We start from the raw sequence: 17,814 nt of genomic DNA, 5'->3' as shown, positions 1-17,814 counted from the left end.
GAAAAGTCAGATTTGAATGCAGGTTGAGTGAAACTGATTCTCAAAAAGCGCAGCATAGACGACTGGGTGGGCATTTTTGAGAATCAGTTTCACTTAAGATGTGCCAAATATGGCTGTTCAGAAATAACAACCTACACCATCATAACCAATAACATGACATAATTTGTACGCACTGTGATCCAATCGATAAGTTACAGAACCATAATAGGCAATGATAGTTCCATTTTTATTTTGCTGAATATGCGGCGTCTGCAAGTGCTCTCCGGTTTCACAATTGGAATGATTTTGTACCCACACTCCTCCTTCAGAAACAATGCGTGTTTTACTTGGAGTAAATGCATTCTTTCCACAATCCCTAGCTGCCAACTGTTCCATTTTAGGGGCAGAAAAGACAAGATCATAACCTGCGGTGGCTGCTTTAACTGCTTGTTCGGCATCTAAAATACCATGTCCACAAGGTTTTTTACCCACACACGATTTATTGGGATCAGTACTTACCCCAAAATTATGGGTTGTTGCAAACAATAATTGCTCCACTTGTTCTGCGCTAAGTACCTTTTCACTCGCAGCAAAAATCAATCCCGCGACACCTGCAACATGTGGGGTAGCCATACTGGTTCCTTGATAAAAATCAAAACCCGAGCCATTATAACCGCCACCGGGATTCACTGTAGATAAGATCCCACCCCAAATACCATAACGCTTGTCTCCCCCTGGGGCAGCCAAGGTAATGCTTGGACCATAGTTAGAAAAATAGGATCTCAATCCTTCAGGGCCAGTGGATGCGACTTTCATGGTTCCATTGCAGACTGCAGGTGCATTAAAATGTTCCCAAACATTGTCATTTCCCGCGGCAACTGCCAATACGGCACCTTTTTTACGTGCAAAAAAGACTGCTTCTTGTAGAGCCTGGTCGCAATAATCAATTTCATCTTTAGGCCCCCTATCCACACCAAAGCTCATATTCAATATTTTTGCTGGATGGATGTTTGTTGGAACTCCGGGAACCTCGCCTCCTACGGCCCAATAAATAGCATTAATCACTGAACTTTCATAAAACATGCCATTGGCGGCAGGAATTTTTAAAGGCAGAATTTTCAAATCTTCACCCATACCACTCATGATGCTTCCATAACCTGCAATTGTTCCAGCAACGTGAGTACCATGGTAAGACCGGGTTTCATCAATCAGGTTGTTATTATTTCCTGCAAAATTCCAACCCCATAAATTCCCGACACTGTCCTTAACCAAGTTATTGATCAAGCTATCATTTAAGGCAATTCCAGTATCTAAAACTGCAACCACGATAGGTTTTTTAGAAATACCTGTGGTATAGGCCCAGGCACCATCTTTAAATCCAGGTTTCGATTCCAACATGATTCCCGCAGGGCGAGTAAACTCATCCCATTGGCTTTCATGAGATAATAAATCACCGGTGTCTAGAACCTCAGGATCAGGAACCGGTTTAAAGTAACTTACTCGGTCTCTAACCGCATATAAAACTTGAGGATTTTTACGTAGGCGCTCTAAAATCAAGGACGTTTCATCCTCATCATCTCCTTTAGCTAAAGGGCTATTTGTTGAATCTAAAACGAGTAAAAAAGCACCATTAGCCATAGGATTAAATTCTTTCACGGGTAATTGGGTCACTTGCTTTATTTGTGACTTTAAAGAAGAAGCGTTGCTTATTTGCTCTTTATATTTGATGATTACTCGAACTGTATTTTGCTCAGGCGCAGCAAAAACACTGTGCGCGATTGATAAAAGACCTAAACCTAAAATCCCTGATTTAAACATGCAACATCTCCTTATATAGTGCATCGCAATTCAGTATGCTATAAGGCACAGGGCAAAACAAGATCACCCTTGTCACAAAATATTATCCTCCCTACAGAGTGTATTAGACTTAAAAATTTGCAATTGAAATTCTTGAGATGCTCTATATACTGAATCTATCTGTTTGTTTGTATTAAAAATTTCATTATGAACTTGCGCACTTTTTTTTATAAATCAGCCACGCGCTGCGTCCGAAAAATACAATCTTTGCTTGGTTTAATAACACTTGGTTCTCGAGCCATTATTGTGAATCATGACCATCGGATCCTTTTGGTAAAGCATACGTATCAACCGCATTGGTATTTGCCTGGTGGTGGTGTAAAAAAAGGCGAGTCCGCTCAAGCAGCATTAGTACGTGAATTAAAAGAAGAGGTCGGCATCATCCCAACTGAAGAGCCCCAATTATTTGGGATTTATTTTCATACTTATATGCAAGTAAATGACTATCCCGTGATCTTTGTCATTAAAAATTTTACCACTATGGAGGCCTATTCTCACGAAATTGAGCAAATGGCCTGGTATGAGTATGATAATTTACCTGAGATGGTGAGTCCTGGAACGAAACGTAGGCTTGATGAGTATTTCGGCAAGAATATTCGATCAGATAGATGGTAGAGAAATCATTCAGTAGTTACAATTTGATGTATTTATTTAAAACTAAGCACTCTATCGTTTTTCAATGATAGAGTGCAGTACCTTTTTTATTAAGATAGTTCTATTTGTGAAAGAACATTAACTAAATGATCAATATCGTCTTCATTATTGAAATAATGTAAGGAAATCCTAATTCCTCCGTCACGTTGGGTTACCCAAATATTGTTTTCTTCCAATTTTTTCATGACATGTTCTAAATTGTTAAAAGGCCCCAATAAAGTGATTCCAGATCGATATGAACCTGGGTAATCAGACTTAATAGGAATGTTGATTGTTATGATCTTCTCAACTAAGTAATTTGTAAGCGATTGTATTCGTTCACTGATTCTAGGAATACTGAGTTCATTGATTAAATCTAAGGCAGCATCTAAACCAGAAAAAATGGTCATATTATCCCAACCAAGCTCGAAAATTCGCGCTGTATTATAGAAAGAGCACTTACCATCGAAACTCATAGCACTTTCTACACTACGCCAACCTACGAGACTAGGTTGTAATTTTTTGAAGAAGTCAGGGTGAATATACATAAATGCAATACCCTCCCCACACCCTAGCCATTTGTAACAAGAGCATATTAATGCAGCGATTTTTTGTTTTTTGACGTCAATAGGAAAGGCACCAATTCCCTGAGTTCCATTAACAATAAAATTTGCATCTGGACAATATTCTTTAATGAGTTCTAAAGGAAGCTTATAGCCATTTCCATAATGAATAAAGCTAGTAACAATGGATGAAATTTGATTCATGTTTTTGTTTGAAATAGTTTCTAGCAGTTCTTGCATAGAATCTACCCAATGGATATTGTGTCCATTATTATTCCATGGCAAAACGGTAGAACCAAAATCGTTTTTTGCTATTAAGACAGAATTTTGTGGTTCGAGTGACTGTGCGATAGCATTCATACCAAAAGATACGTGCGGTATAAAGGCTATGTGTTCTTTATCTGCATTAATTAATTTTGCTATTTTTTCCCTGCAATGTTCCATTATTTGAATGTTTTCACCAAAAGCTCTTCCACCCAATTGAGCAACAGTTTCATATCTATTTTGAATTGCTTTAAGAACTGGCAGAGGAAGTGCTCCTCCTCCAGCAGTCATAAAATAGGTTTGTTGTTTTGCAACAGGAAAAAGATCTCTGATTACATCCCAATTTATCATAATAATTTACCTCTTCTCTTTGCACTTAAAACCTGAGCGATTCTCACAAACTTCTCTATTCTACTACCGCGCTTTATGCGCGGTATCTAGAAGATCCTTTAAAGCGCGAATATGGACTTGAATGAATCGATAGAACCAATTAGAAGTTAATCTGCAAACGTTCCGCAATTTCACTTTCACTTAAATTATCAATTTTATAAAGTGTTCCGGCCTTTGCTTTAGCAACCCCTAATTTGCTTGCTAATGCATTAGGGTTATAAATAGTGACTTTCTCAATATCAATATTTAATTGTTGCTTAATCTTCTCTTTTACCACCTTAATTAATTCATTTTTCTTATCATCAGTGAGGATTGAATTAAGTTCGATTTTAATTTCTATTTGATCATTCTTAGAGATAATTTGATAATCACAACCAATTTCTTCAAATTGGAAGAGGATCTCTTCAATTTGAATCGGAAATACTGAGAGTTTGTTTTTGGGACAGTATATCTTATCAGCAGCTCGGCCAAGTACATGAATCACAGGTGTATCGTATTCACAGCCGCAATGATGTTGGAGCATTCCAAAATCGCCCGTTTTATAACGCAATAAAGGCATGTAATTTACATTGGTATTGGTGAGAACGATATTGCCTATTTCATTTTCTTGAGTTACTGGAGTTTTAAAATCATCTTTAAGTAACTCAACAATCAAATAAGGATTGGAAGGTAAATGGTAGTTATGCTTGCTGCATGAAACCAAGCCACCACTATCCAGCTCAGTCAAGCCATACACGCCGTGTACAGAAGCACCGCCATATACTTTACTCAATCGTTGGAATTTCGTTTTTGAGATAATCTCACCGGTTAAGATGATTTTTTTTATAGAAGATTTGCAAGGATCAATACCTTGTTCTGTCATTGCTTGTGCATAGCGAAGAGTTTCTAGGGGTCTCCCAATCAGAAGCTCTGGTTTTAAACGCTCTATAAGTTCAATTACTTTTTGGGGCATGCATACTAAAGTTTTTACCCCAGCTGGAATAGCAGTGATCCCGGCTTTGGTTAATCCTGCAAAATATTTTATTCCAATTGGATTCATTTCAAATGGAAGTGCGATTATAGCGCGCTTCACTTCATCTTTATCTAAATCAAGCCAATCAAAAATGAAGTTTGCAAATTCCCCGCCTCGTTCAGGTCCCAGATCAGGGATAACTGGAAAAGGATTTCCTGAAGTCCCACTTGTTTCAAAATAAGAAGGTGGATTAGTCTCTAACACTTCATTAACTAAGACAGAAATATTAGGTACATTTTTATCAATTAATGGAAAATGCTTTAAATCTTCCAAAGAATCAATAGGGTTTTCTATATGCTGATAATAATCCTTATAGAATTGAAAATGGCTTTTAACATGTTCTAATAATTGATTAAAGCGACTACATAATACTTTTTGATCATTCTTGTTAAGTAAAAGGCTGGACATGCTTTACCTCAAGTTATATTAAAAATTAAAATATTCGAATGCCACTTCATAGGGCACTGGATCTATAAATTGGATAGATAAAAAAATTATTTTTTAAACAGTTTCAACGATATCTTCGAGTTCTTTCGCACCTAGATCATAATTACCTTTGATCCGTCTCATTAGATACCCTGCATATTCAATAGGCTCATATTTTGGAGGAACATTATTTATAACAAGCGGAGAAATATGCGCATGCATGTTAGGTTCAAAGAAAAACGGGATTGAATATCGCTCTTTTCCTGAAATATTGATAACACGATGTGGCGTAGAAATATAAGTATCATTACTTAACCGGCGCAACATGTCACCTGTATTCAAAACGAACGCCCCTTCCAAAGGCTCAACGTCTAACCAGGAATCATCCTGTTGTTTCACCTGCAAGCCGCCCAGTGAATCTTGAGCTAAAATGGTGAGTATTCCATAATCAGTATGTGGTGCAATGCCATATTGATGTTCAGGAATAATATTAGGCTGAGCTGGATAATTTTGTAACCGTAAGAAAGTAGTTGGGTTGACAAAGTATTTGTCTAAAGCGTAGTAGTCTTGTCCCATTGAAAGAGAAACCATACGAATTAAATTTCTTACTAATACAGTTAATTCATCTCGATAATGAATTAATGTATTCTTGAAATTAGGAAGTAACTTTTCATCGGGCCATTGATTTGGACCAGCAAGGTTAATCCTCTTTTTAAAATCTGGGTCACTGTCAGCAACTTCATGTCCAAGAATAAAAGCTGAACTTTGATTAGGCTTTACTGCTTCTCCAAGTGTTGATACAGAGAGGATAGAGGTCGCAAACGGCATGTAGCCTCTAAAAAATTCATTTTGAATAATTTTAAGTTTTTCTTCCTCTGGAAGATGGTGAAATAACTTAGCCTGTTCAAAAATAGAATCTATTAATTCTTTTGAAATTCCATGATTTTTAATATAAGCAAAGCCAATATTACTGTAGACATACTTAAATTCTTCTGCCAGCTCCATTAATTCCTGTTTAGTTTTTGCTGCACGTATCGCTGAAACATCAATTACAGGTATTTGATCATATATTTTCATTTGAATTTCCTAAAAAAAAGCACTTTATATTAATTATCGGCATTAGCTGCAGAAGAACATCCTGGAGTATTTTTTTTCTTAAAACGAAGATAAAGCCATTGGCATTTATCTTGGTCTTCTTCAGAAAGGAATAATTCGCGAGTTTTAGCCATACCAATAGTGAGTGGTTTAGGATAAATAATAAAGTCGTAACCCATTTTTGCCCACATTGGCATGACGATTGGACATTCTTCTATTAAATAATCCAAGCCATGTCTGAATAATGTATCTTTATCGGTCAATGGATTGATCAGAGAAAGTCTATCAATGTAAGTAAGAACGTTGGCTTGGATTGCTTCAGCGTACTCTTTGTTTTCATGATACTCTTTGACTATTAACTCTTTTAATCCGTCATAATCCGAATGGTTAAGTAATTCATCCCAGCGAATAATTTGATGCGGTAACTTAAAAAGATTTAATGCATGCTGACTTCGCTCAAGCCAGAGATCACCTGCTTTTTTAGAATATTCAGTAGCTTTTTCTAATCCCATATTCCCTCTGTGATTATGTCTTTGCAGAGTATCTGCCATAACAATATCACATGACTTAAAAGCATATTTATTGACTAATTCAATCGTTGCTAAAAATTTACCCTTTTCATGGTAAGCTTGACCCACGCTAATAAATAATAATGCTTTCTTACCTGTAAAATCTGGAATCTTATTTTCACTATTATTCTCAATATCTAACTCCGAATATCTAAAAGACGCCTTATGCGTATATAGATCAGACAATGAAATGGCGCTGGGTTCTTGTTCAATTTGGAGAGTAGAAAACATAGATTGCTGTGTAGAAAACATGGTTATCCTTTGAATAAAATATTTATTAATTTTTTATACAACTATTGAACATCATGAGCTCTAATAAAATTTTATGATTTTAATATAAGCATATTGTTAGAGGCAGGCGATTATGCGACTTTTTTTGGAAATGTGCAACAATTTTATAAGGTGGTTATGAATAAGTCTTTTTTATCCAATGAAGATTAAGCTATAAGTTTGAATTTAAACGATATTTTATATATAAACAACTGTTAAAAAATTGTAAAAAAAGGTAATAATATAGGACAGTAAGATCGAATACTGCCCATCGAATTTTAATTCAGCATACAACAAAAATTTTTCTGAAGATGGTTTATGAAACGCCCAAACTATAAACTCACAATCAATAACGATATTGATTTGACTTATAAGGACCATTAACCGCCACACCTAAATACTCCGCTTGCTCCTTGGTGAGTTGGGTTAATTTTGCTCCGATTCTCCCCAAATGCAATCGAGCTACTTTTTCATCTAATTGTTTAGGAAGAACATAAACTTGTCGATCATATTGAGTTGCATTTTTAAATAACTCAATTTGCGCTAAAACCTGATTGGAGAAAGATGCTGACATGACGAAACTTGGATGTCCTGTAGCACATCCTAAATTAACCAAACGTCCCTCAGCCAACAGAATGATACGCTTACCATCAGGAAAAATTACATGATCAACCTGTGGCTTAATATTTTCCCATTGATATTTCTTTAAACTGTGGACATCAATTTCAGAATCAAAATGGCCGATGTTGCATAAAATCGCCTGATTACGCATACGCTTCATATGTTCATGGGTCACTACATGATAATTACCTGTAGCAGTAACAACAATGTCCACCTGCTCGGCAACATCATCTAGAGTCACAACGCGATATCCTTCCATTGCAGCTTGCAGGGCACAAATAGGATCAATTTCTGCAATTAAAACAATAGCACCCTGACCACGCAGTGCTTGTGCGCAGCCCTTACCTACATCTCCATAACCTAAAATTAGGGCAACTTTTCCTGCAATCATTACATCAGTAGCGCGTTTTATCCCATCCAGTAAGGATTCGCGACAACCGTATAGATTATCAAATTTGGATTTAGTGACAGAATCATTCACATTAATCGCAGGGACTTTTAAATCACCCTTTTTGGCCATTTCATACAATCGAGCAACGCCAGTAGTTGTTTCTTCAGAAACCCCTTTAATGCCTGAGAGTAACTCTGGAAATTTTTGATGTACAATTTGTGTCAAATCCCCGCCATCATCTAGCAATAAATTAGGAGTCCAATGATTCGGTCCAGTAAGAGTTTGTTCAACACACCACCAATACTCTTCCTCAGTTTCACCTTTCCAGGCAAAGACCGGAACACCATTGGCTGCCATAGCTGCAGCAGCATGGTCTTGAGTAGAAAATATATTACAAGAAGACCAACGCACCTCAGCGCCTAAGGCAATCAACGTTTCGATGAGCACTGCGGTTTGAATGGTCATATGCAAACAGCCTGCAATACGGGCACCTTTTAATGGCTTGCTTGCAGCAAATTCTTCACGCAGAGCCATTAACCCAGGCATTTCCGTTTCAGCAATCGCTATTTCCTTACGTCCCCAAGAAGCCAGCGACATATCAGCTACTTTATAATCTTTTGTCATATTGCTTCCTGCTCCTACTTTATTGACTACTTCCATTTAGCATCTCCTTATAAAGCTTTACATAACTCCGCCACTTTATCCAATCGTTCCCATGGAAAATTCTCGCGTCCATAATGACCATAAGTTGCCGTTTGTCTGTAGATTGGACGAAGCAAATCATGATGTTCAATAATACCCTGTGGCGTTAAATCGAAATGAGTCAGAATTAATTCAATGATCTCACTATCTTTTAAACGGCCCGTACCAAAAGTTTCAACAAAAATTGAAGTAGGTTCAGCCACACCAATTGCATAAGAAATTTGTAATTCACACTTATCCGCCAATCCCGCAGCAACGATATTTTTTGCCACATGCCGTGCTGCATAAGCTGCAGAGCGATCCACTTTAGAAGGATCTTTACCAGAGAAACATCCACCACCATGTCGCGCCATTCCACCATAAGTATCTACGATGATTTTACGACCAGTAAGGCCACAGTCTCCTAAAGGACCACCAATAACAAAACGGCCTGTTGGATTGATAAAATAACGTGTTCTAGGAGTTAACCACTCGCTTGGTAACGTAGTTTTAATAATTTCTTCACGGACTGCTTCAACTAAATCACTATAACCAATATCAGCCGCATGTTGTGTGGAAAACACGACGGTATCCACTTCAACGGGTATTCCTTTTTCATATTTGAGGGTCAATTGACTTTTAGCATCAGGTCGCAACCAAGGTAATGCACCTGATTTACGTAAATGAGCTTGTTTTTCCATCAATCGATGTGCGTAAGCAATAGGAGCAGGCATGTAGACATCGGTTTCACGACTGGCATAACCAAACATTAAACCTTGATCTCCAGCACCAAGAATTTTTGTTTCTTTATTATCTACACCTTGAGCAATATCAGGAGATTGTTTACCTATAGCAGAAAGTACAGCACAAGACTCCCAGTCAAATCCCATTTGTGAGCTGTTATAACCTATGTCTTTTACTACTTGCCTTGTTACAGCTTCCACGTCCACCCATGCTTTGGTAGTAATTTCGCCACCAACTAATACCATACCTGTTTTAACAAATACTTCACAAGCAACACGTGCAGAAGGATCTTGCATTAAAATAGCATCTAGAATTGCATCAGAAATCTGATCCGCGATTTTGTCAGGATGTCCTTCAGAAACCGACTCAGAAGTAAAAACGTGACTTTCATTCATTAGTTAATCCTCTTTGAATTTTTATATATCCTATTTCATCAATTGTATAAATTCATTAAATATTATTTCTATATCATGTGGTCCAGGGCTGGCTTCAGGATGTCCTTGAAAACCAAATGCCGGTTTTTCCTTATGTCTAATACCCTGTAAGGTGTTATCAAATAAAGAACGGTGCGTAATCGCTAGACAATCGGGTAAACTCGCTTCATCTACCGCAAATCCATGGTTCTGGCTGGTTATAAAAACACGTTTTTTCCCTTCAGTTTCAATTACAGGATGATTTGCTCCATGATGGCCAAATTTCATTTTTTTGGTCACACCACCACAGGCTAAAGCCAAAATCTGAAACCCCAAACAAATACCGAATAAAGGAATGCCTTGTGCTAAAAATTCTTGAGTGGCGCGTATGGCATAATCACAAGCCTCTGGGTCTCCTGGACCATTAGACAAAAAGATCCCATCAGGATTCATTGCTAAAACTTCTGCAGCAGACGTTTTCGCTGGAACTAAAGTTAAATGGCAGCCTTTATCATGCAAAATACGTAAAATATTGTGCTTTACACCAAAATCATAAGCAACCACATGGAATTGTTGCGGCTGAGAATCTCTGCCCCATTCACCTTGGCCATCATGCCATCGCTCTATGGTTTTTCTAGAAACTTCTAAAGCCAAATCCACACCCTGCAATCCAGAGAAAGCTCTTGCTTTGGCTAAAACCAACTCAGGGTTCTCTACATCAGTACTGATGCAAGCCCCTACAGCACCATGTTCTCGCAAACGTAAGGTCAAATCCCTAGTATCAATTTCAGCAATAGCTACTACACCATTTTTTTTGAGCCAATCTGGAAGAGATTGCTCAGAACGATAATTACTAGGAATTATTGAAGAATTACGAAGCACTAAACCCGCAGCCCAAATTTTATTTGACTCCATATCCTCATGGGTGCATCCAGTATTCCCTACATGGGCCGTAGTCAAAGTAATGATTTGTCGTGTATAAGAAGGATCCGTGAGCATTTCCTGATAACCGGTTAGCGAGGTATTAAAAACCAACTCTCCGACACAATCTCCTGTTGCTCCTATCGAAATGCCTTCGTAAATGGTGCCATCTGCTAACACTAAAATTGCTGGTTGGTTCATCATGGATCTACTCTATTTCGTTATTCAATGTGTTTTTTAGCGGCTTGGGCTCTGCAACCTGGGTGAAGCGAAGCGGAATCCGGCGGGCTGTTTGTCAGACACCCCGGGCTTCGCTTCACCCAGGGGCATAACGATTACAAATCATTTGGCCAGTACGCACAAAAAATGCACATTTGGGTAAATTTGAGCAATTGTAACGTAATTGGCTCAAAATTTCATGTCTTCAAAGAATTTTTTCACGCCGGCAAACCAAGAATTAGAGCGCGGAGAGTGTTTTCCTGTAGCATTTTCGAGAGATTCTTGAAATTTAGTGAGTAATTCTTTTTGCTCACGTGATAAATTCACAGGAGTTTCTACAACTACTTTGCATAATAAATCACCCTGACCATGACCGCGTACGGACTTCATCCCCTTCCCTCTTAAACGAAATACTTTACCGGTTTGTGTTTCTTCAGGGATCTTTAAAGTAACCCGGCCTTCAAGAGTAGGTACCTCTATAGAACCACCCATAGCAGCAATGATAAAACTTATTGGCACTTCACAATGCAAGTCATTTTCCTGGCGTTCAAATATGGCATGTTTTTTTACACTAATCTGCACATAAAGATCGCCTGGACCACCGCCATGCATACCCGCTTCGCCCTCCCCGCTTAAGCGAACTCGATCGCCATTATCCACGCCAGCAGGAATTTTAACTGTAAGTTTTTTGCTCTCACGTATTCGACCTTGACCGTGACAATCAGAGCAAGGATCAGAAATAATAGTCCCTTCGCCATGACAACTGGGACAAGTTTGCTGAATAGAGAAAAAGCCTTGTTGAATTCTGACTTGCCCCACACCATTACAGGTTTCACAAGTTTTTGGCTGTGTTCCTTTTTTAGCACCACTACCATTACACGTAGCACAAGCACCATGTCTGGGAACAGTAATTTGTACTTCTTTACCCAGAGCAGCTTCTTCAAGTGTTAATTGGACATTGAATTGCAGATCAGCGCCGCGTTGGCCACGAGATTGGCGTCCAGCGCCACGCCCGCCCGAAAAGATATTTTCAAAAATATCCTCGAAAACATCACCAAACCCACCAAAACCGCTAAAACCACCATGACCACCTCTCATGGAAGGATCAACACCTGCATGACCAAACTGATCATATGCTGCACGTTTTTGTGGATCAGAAAGAATACTATAAGCGTTTTGGATTTCTTTAAATTTTTCTTCAGCTGCAGAATCGCCAGGATTACGATCTGGGTGATACTTCATTGCTAATTTACGATATGCTTTTTTAATTTCGGCATCACTTGCAGTTCGACTTACTTCTAAAAGTTCATAAAAATCCTGCTGTTCCATAACTACTCACATATTAAAATTAAAAAGGACAATATAGTCTGGATGCAGCGAAGCGAAACACGGGATTTCTGAATGAACTTCTTAAGCCCGGGTTTCGCTTCGCTGCACCTAGGCTACAAAGCACCTAGGTGTCTAAATCACGATATAACCAATTATTTCTTATCGTCTTTCACTTCTTCGAACTCAGCATCTACAACACCTTCATCCGCTTTAGCTGATTCTTGAGCATGTGGCTGCTCTTGGTGTGTTTGCTCTTGTCCTGCTTGTCCTTCAGATGCCTTTTTAGCATAAACACGTTCAGCCATTTTTGAAGAAACATCGCTGAGAACTTTTAATTTCTCTTCGATTTGAGCTTTATCGCTGCCTTGGATTGCTTCTTTTAATTCAGCAATAGCTTTTTCTATACCTTGTTTCTCATCGTCAGAAAGTTCGGCTGCTAAATCTTTCATAGACTTTTCACAGCTGTGAATCAGACTGTCCGCTTGGTTGCGCAACTCTGCCATTTCCTTAAATTTCTTATCTTCTTCGGCATGAGACTTAGCATCTTTAACCATTGCTTCTACTTCTTCATCACTCAAACCACTAGATGCTTTAATAACAATCGATTGCGCCTTACCAGTCGCTTTATCCTTAGCAGAAACATTAAGAATACCATTGGCATCAATATCAAAAGTTACTTCAATTTGTGGTACGCCGCGTGGTGCAGGAGGAATATCACCTAAATCGAATCGACCCAAAGATTTATTCGCTGATGCTTGCTCTCTTTCACCTTGCAGTACATGCACAGTAACTGCTGTTTGATTGTCATCTGCCGTAGAGAATACTTGATTGGCTTTAGTAGGAATTGTGGTGTTTTTCTCGATGAGCTTGGTCATCACGCCACCCATCGTTTCGATACCTAAAGACAAAGGAGTTACGTCAAGTAACAGAATATCTTTCACTTCACCAGATAAAACCGCAGCTTGGATAGCAGCACCCACAGCAACTGCTTCATCAGGGTTAACGTCTTTGCGTGGCTCCTTACCAAAAAACTCTTCTACTGTTTTTTGTACCAAAGGCATACGTGTTTGACCACCCACCAAAATGACTTCATTAATTTGCGATACAGTCAATCCGGCATCTTTTAATGCAGTTTTACAAGGTTCAACAGTACGCTCAACCAGTTTCTCAACTAAAGACTCTAGTTTGGCACGTGTCAATTTAATATTTAAGTGTTTTGGTCCTGTAGCATCAGCCGTAATATACGGCAGGTTAACGTCTGTTTGTTGTGCTGAAGACAGTTCAATTTTCGCTTTTTCAGCGGCATCTTTCAAACGTTGTAATGCCAATGGATCATTATGTAAATCAATACCAGAATCTTTTTTGAATTCAGAAGCCAGATAATCAATCAAAGCTAAGTCGAAGTCCTCTCCTCCCAAGAAAGTATCACCATTCGTTGCGAGCACTTCAAATTGGTGTTCTCCGTCAACTTCTGCAATTTCAATAATTGAGATATCAAACGTACCACCACCAAGGTCATATACAGCAATGATGGAATCACCACGTTTTTTGTCCATGCCATAAGCAAGAGCTGCAGCAGTAGGTTCGTTAATAATCCGTTTTACTTCAAGACCTGCAATACGGCCCGCATCTTTAGTTGCCTGGCGTTGAGAATCGTTGAAATAAGCAGGTACTGTAATTACTGCTTCTTTTACTTCTTCGCCGAGATAGTCTTCTGCAGTTTTTTTCATCTTACGTAATACTTCAGCTGAAACTTGTGGTGGCGCTTTATCTTGAGTTTTCACACGCACCCAAGCATCGCCATTGTCCGCTTTAACGATTTTGTAAGGTACCATTTTGATATCTTTTTGTACCACTGCATCATCAAAGCGACGACCAATCAAACGCTTAATTGCGAATAAAGTATTATCTGGGTTGGTTACTGCTTGACGTTTTGCAGATTGTCCAACCAATACCTCGCCATCATCAGTAAAAGCAACGATGGAAGGTGTAGTGCGGTGGCCTTCACTGTTTTCAATTACCTTAGGTTTATCCCCTTCCATTACAGCAACGCATGAGTTGGTGGTACCTAGGTCGATTCCTATAATTTTAGCCATTCTATTCTTGCTCCAAATTTAGTAGTTTCTTACTGCAATGATTCTTATATGGGGCATAACCTAACGATTTCAACCCATAAATTTCACATTTTTTATTTTTTTGATACGACAACACGTGCCGGTCTAATCACTCGATCACTCAATTGATATCCTTTTTGGAATACCGCGATCACCGTATTAGGTTCAGCATCAGGCACAACTTGCATCGACATCGCCTCATGAAGTTGTGGATCAAAAGGCGCTCCGATAGGATCAATTTGTTGCACCTCAAATTTCTTCAATACATCCGTAAAGAGCTTCAAAGTTAACTCTAAACCTTCTCGCATCGATGCATCTTCTGCTTTAACAGCCAATTGTAAGGCTTGCTCTAAACTGTCGATTACAGGTAACAAATCAGAAATCAATTTTTCAACACCATAGCGATGGGCGTTAGCGACCTCGCGATCGGCTCGGCGACGTACATTATCTAACTCAGCTTGGGCACGAACCGCTTTTTCCCAATTTTCGTGAGCCTGTTGCTCAGCAAGAGTCAGTTTCTCACTCAACTCAACATAATTTGGATGATCTAAGGAGGGCTCTGGGTGTGTTTCTTCAGATAAGTCCAAAGGTTCCTCGTGTCCCTCATTTTGTTTAGACCCTTTAGGTTGATGTGCTTCATTTTGATGTTGCTCTTTAAACTCATGCCAATTTTTTTTATCGTTTTTACTCATGAAAAATTACTCCTCTTCCACAGCCTAGCAATGTGAAAATCAGAGATGGGGGCAGCTCATAAGATTTCAAGCCCTTAAATTTTTTTTATTTATTGTAGCCTGGGTGCAACGCAACAGAACCCGGGAAATTCATACATAAAAAAAGCCCTGATTACAGCTTCGCTTTCAGCCAGGCTCCAATCATACTCAAATGACAATCACTACGAGAATCAGCGATTAGCTTGCAGTATGTGTTCATTTATTCCATACTAGACTCAAAAATGTTACATGGGTTTTTTTATGCAAAAATGGTCGCCTACCTCTTGGCTCCAATATTCTTACTTACAAGCTGCAACTTACGCTGATAACGGACAGTTAAATAAAATTGTAGAACAACTGGGCCTTTTACCTCCACTCGTTACAAGTAGCGAAGTAAAGAGTTTGAAAAAAGAAATTGCACGCGCAGGACGTGGGGAAGCGTTTATTCTTCAAGGTGGTGACTGCGCTGAATCATTTAATGACTGCCGCTCGGAAATCATCAGTAATAAATTAAAAATCATCCTACAAATGAGTTTAATTTTATTACACGGTTTGCGAAAACCCATTATTCGTGTTGGACGAATCGCTGGACAATATGCAAAGCCACGCTCTTCAGATTATGAAACAATTGATGGCATTACTTTGCCTAGCTATCGTGGTGATCTGGTCAACTCACCCGAATTTACTCCAGAAGCTCGTGAACCCAACCCTAAACTATTATTACAAGCCTACAATTGCTCTGCGATTACCTTAAATTTTATTCGTGGCTTACTCGACAGCGGTTTTGCTAGCCTTAATCATCCCCAACAGTGGGATTTAAGTTTTGTTGAACATTCAAAACAAAAAGAAGAGTACCAAACGCTGGTTAAATCAATCGCTGATGCTTTAGACTTTTTAGATACCATCGATGGAATACAATCCAGTAACTTATCTAAGGTAGACTTTTATACTTCTCACGAAGCCCTGCATTTGCACTACGAACAAGCATTGACCCGTCAAATGGAAGATGGCTTATGGTATAACCTCTCCACTCATCTACCCTGGATCGGCATGCGCACCGCCCAAATCGATAGCGCCCATTTAGAATTTTTGCGTGGCGTCGAGAATCCCATTGGTATCAAAATTGGACCCGGAGCTACTCCAGAGTGGTTAGAAGAAGTATTGCACAGAGCCAATCCTAAACGCGAGGAAGGACGTCTTTTGTTATTCACCCGTCTAGGAGCAAAACACATAGATAGATTACTGCCTCCTCTTATTGACGCGGTGAGAAAGACAGGAGTACCCGTTACTTGGTCTTGTGATCCCATGCATGGCAATACAGAGACTACATTAGATGGTATTAAAACCCGTCACTTTGACAACATCCTTTTAGAGCTGAAACAAGCGTTGGAAATTCATCGTAATATGGGCAGTTATCTAGGTGGTGTTCATTTTGAGCTTACAGGTGATAACGTCACAGAATGTATTGGCGGTGCTCGCGGATTAGCAGCTGATGATCTAAAAAAGGCATACCATAGCCTCGTTGATCCTCGACTTAACTATGAACAGTCAATAGAAATGGCCATTCAATTGAGTAGACAATTTAGGAACGAGTAACCCATTGCTTCATTGAGTAGCCTGGGTGCAGCATAGGAACCCAGGTTATGAACCTAGCTAATCAAAAACTGGTTTAGCCCAATCGTCTTCTAAACATGTAGTGCTCTCTTTGACCCTATGGATATAAGAAGAATCTACTTTTTTAGTATAAAGATGCTCTTTAAATAAGTTTTCAGAACTTAGGACAAGATCGTTCATCATAACCATTTTCGATGTAACTTGATTCGATTGAAAAAAATGCTCCATAAATTCAGGATAAAGCCCAAATAGTTCAGAAAGACTTTTATTAAAAGGATTGTCACTGCCACCAAATTGAGTATAAAAATCTAAATAAGCAGTAGCGTAATCGCGTAACGCAATTTTCTCTGCTTCCACATCGACTTCTTGAGTGTATTTTGTTCTTAAAAGTGAAATTAACTGGCAGTAAAGCATATCAAACGCTGTTATCGCATCCTGATTATCAGCAGTTATTTTGACGTAAAAAGGGTTAGTTACCTCTTTATTGCCAATCATTATTTTTTTTATACTGCAGAAAGGCACAGCTAAAGCTATATGCTCTTTTTCTCGCTCCATTCGAGCAGGAAAATTTAGACAATGTTCATCAAAAGTTGCATGAACATCGACAATATAATTAGCAAATAAAGTAGGGTCAATGGCAATAAAGCCCCCTCTTCCCCAAGTTAATGCAACTTGAGAATCTGCTGACATACTCACCATATGATAATCATTAGAGAGATTAGTTAATTTGTGCAATTTTACTTGCTCAATATCTACTACTTTGGGAAAGCTTTGACAAAAAACACCTGTAAGTAGTGTAGGCAAAAGAAAAATGACCGACGAAAGATTATTATCACCTCGATATAATGTTTCGATTGTAGCAGGAGTTTTTACAACCCTTGAAAAACGCACCCCCGAGAAAGATGACGTGTTTTGACTTTGAAAAAATGGATATTTACTTTGCATGAGTTGTTTGATGAGTTGGTGATTTTGCTCAATAATATACCACATTGATCATAA

Annotated in this window: 14 protein-coding genes; 2 read left to right on the top strand and 12 right to left on the bottom strand. The window is 38.8% G+C overall.

Annotated elements, in window-relative coordinates; genetic code table 11:
* Positions 1 to 117: 117 nt before the first annotated feature.
* Positions 118 to 1,797, bottom strand: coding sequence for a S8 family serine peptidase (locus Lste_RS02110; RefSeq protein WP_058509436.1), 1,680 nt, complete (start codon positions 1,795 to 1,797; stop codon positions 118 to 120).
* 186 nt (positions 1,798 to 1,983) lie between these two features.
* Between Lste_RS02110 and Lste_RS02105 the strand changes: the two genes are divergently transcribed.
* On the top strand, positions 1,984 to 2,451 hold the full coding sequence (locus Lste_RS02105; RefSeq protein ID WP_058509435.1) for an NUDIX domain-containing protein: 468 nt from the start codon (positions 1,984 to 1,986) through the stop codon (positions 2,449 to 2,451).
* Positions 2,452 to 2,540: 89 nt separating this feature from the next.
* Here the strand turns inward: Lste_RS02105 and Lste_RS02100 are convergent, their stop codons facing one another.
* The 10 genes from Lste_RS02100 to grpE form a co-directional block, all read right to left on the bottom strand.
* A complete protein-coding gene (locus tag Lste_RS02100; RefSeq protein WP_058509434.1) occupies positions 2,541 to 3,647 on the bottom strand; it encodes an aminotransferase class V-fold PLP-dependent enzyme in 1,107 nt (368 codons plus the stop codon).
* 139 nt (positions 3,648 to 3,786) lie between these two features.
* Positions 3,787 to 5,106: a phenylacetate--CoA ligase family protein gene (locus Lste_RS02095; protein WP_058509433.1), complete on the bottom strand. Its 1,320-nt coding sequence runs from the start codon at positions 5,104 to 5,106 to the stop codon at positions 3,787 to 3,789.
* Positions 5,107 to 5,199: 93 nt separating this feature from the next.
* The gene (locus Lste_RS02090; RefSeq protein ID WP_058509432.1) at positions 5,200 to 6,201 is read right to left on the bottom strand and encodes an isopenicillin N synthase family dioxygenase; all 1,002 of its coding nucleotides are present in this window, start codon (positions 6,199 to 6,201) and stop codon (positions 5,200 to 5,202) included.
* 29 nt (positions 6,202 to 6,230) lie between these two features.
* Positions 6,231 to 7,040: a hypothetical protein gene (locus Lste_RS02085; RefSeq protein WP_058509431.1), complete on the bottom strand. Its 810-nt coding sequence runs from the start codon at positions 7,038 to 7,040 to the stop codon at positions 6,231 to 6,233.
* Between the two features lie 364 nt (positions 7,041 to 7,404).
* Positions 7,405 to 8,730 carry an adenosylhomocysteinase gene (gene ahcY / locus Lste_RS02075; protein ID WP_058509429.1) on the bottom strand — a complete coding sequence of 442 codons (1,326 nt, stop codon included), beginning with the start codon at positions 8,728 to 8,730 and terminating at the stop codon, positions 7,405 to 7,407.
* 11 nt (positions 8,731 to 8,741) lie between these two features.
* Complete coding sequence (gene metK, locus Lste_RS02070) at positions 8,742 to 9,890, bottom strand: methionine adenosyltransferase (protein WP_058509428.1); 1,149 nt, start codon at positions 9,888 to 9,890, stop codon at positions 8,742 to 8,744.
* Between the two features lie 30 nt (positions 9,891 to 9,920).
* Positions 9,921 to 11,033, bottom strand: a complete 1,113-nt coding sequence (gene carA, locus Lste_RS02065; protein ID WP_058509427.1) for a glutamine-hydrolyzing carbamoyl-phosphate synthase small subunit — start codon at positions 11,031 to 11,033, stop codon at positions 9,921 to 9,923.
* A gap of 204 nt (positions 11,034 to 11,237) precedes the next feature.
* Positions 11,238 to 12,377: a molecular chaperone DnaJ gene (gene dnaJ / locus Lste_RS02060; protein WP_058509426.1), complete on the bottom strand. Its 1,140-nt coding sequence runs from the start codon at positions 12,375 to 12,377 to the stop codon at positions 11,238 to 11,240.
* A gap of 152 nt (positions 12,378 to 12,529) precedes the next feature.
* Positions 12,530 to 14,473 (bottom strand): molecular chaperone DnaK, encoded by a 1,944-nt coding sequence (dnaK, locus tag Lste_RS02055; RefSeq protein ID WP_058509425.1) that lies wholly within the window; start codon positions 14,471 to 14,473, stop codon positions 12,530 to 12,532.
* Positions 14,474 to 14,565: 92 nt separating this feature from the next.
* Entirely contained in the window at positions 14,566 to 15,183 is a 618-nt protein-coding gene (grpE, locus tag Lste_RS02050; protein ID WP_058509424.1) for a nucleotide exchange factor GrpE, read from the bottom strand.
* 279 nt (positions 15,184 to 15,462) lie between these two features.
* Here grpE and Lste_RS02045 point away from each other — a divergent pair, with 279 nt between their 5' ends.
* Complete coding sequence (locus Lste_RS02045) at positions 15,463 to 16,797, top strand: 3-deoxy-7-phosphoheptulonate synthase class II (protein ID WP_058509423.1); 1,335 nt, start codon at positions 15,463 to 15,465, stop codon at positions 16,795 to 16,797.
* Positions 16,798 to 16,854: 57 nt separating this feature from the next.
* Here the strand turns inward: Lste_RS02045 and lart1 are convergent, their stop codons facing one another.
* Positions 16,855 to 17,760, bottom strand: coding sequence for an NAD(+)--arginine ADP-ribosyltransferase Lart1 (lart1, locus tag Lste_RS02040; RefSeq protein ID WP_058509513.1), 906 nt, complete (start codon positions 17,758 to 17,760; stop codon positions 16,855 to 16,857).
* Positions 17,761 to 17,814: the final 54 nt, after the last annotated feature.

It is taken from the genome of Legionella steelei, assembly GCF_001468005.1.
Lineage (GTDB): Bacteria > Pseudomonadota > Gammaproteobacteria > Legionellales > Legionellaceae > Legionella > Legionella steelei.
The sequence above is the reverse complement of the archived record's forward strand: the minus strand, read 5'-3'. Positions and strand labels throughout refer to the sequence as shown.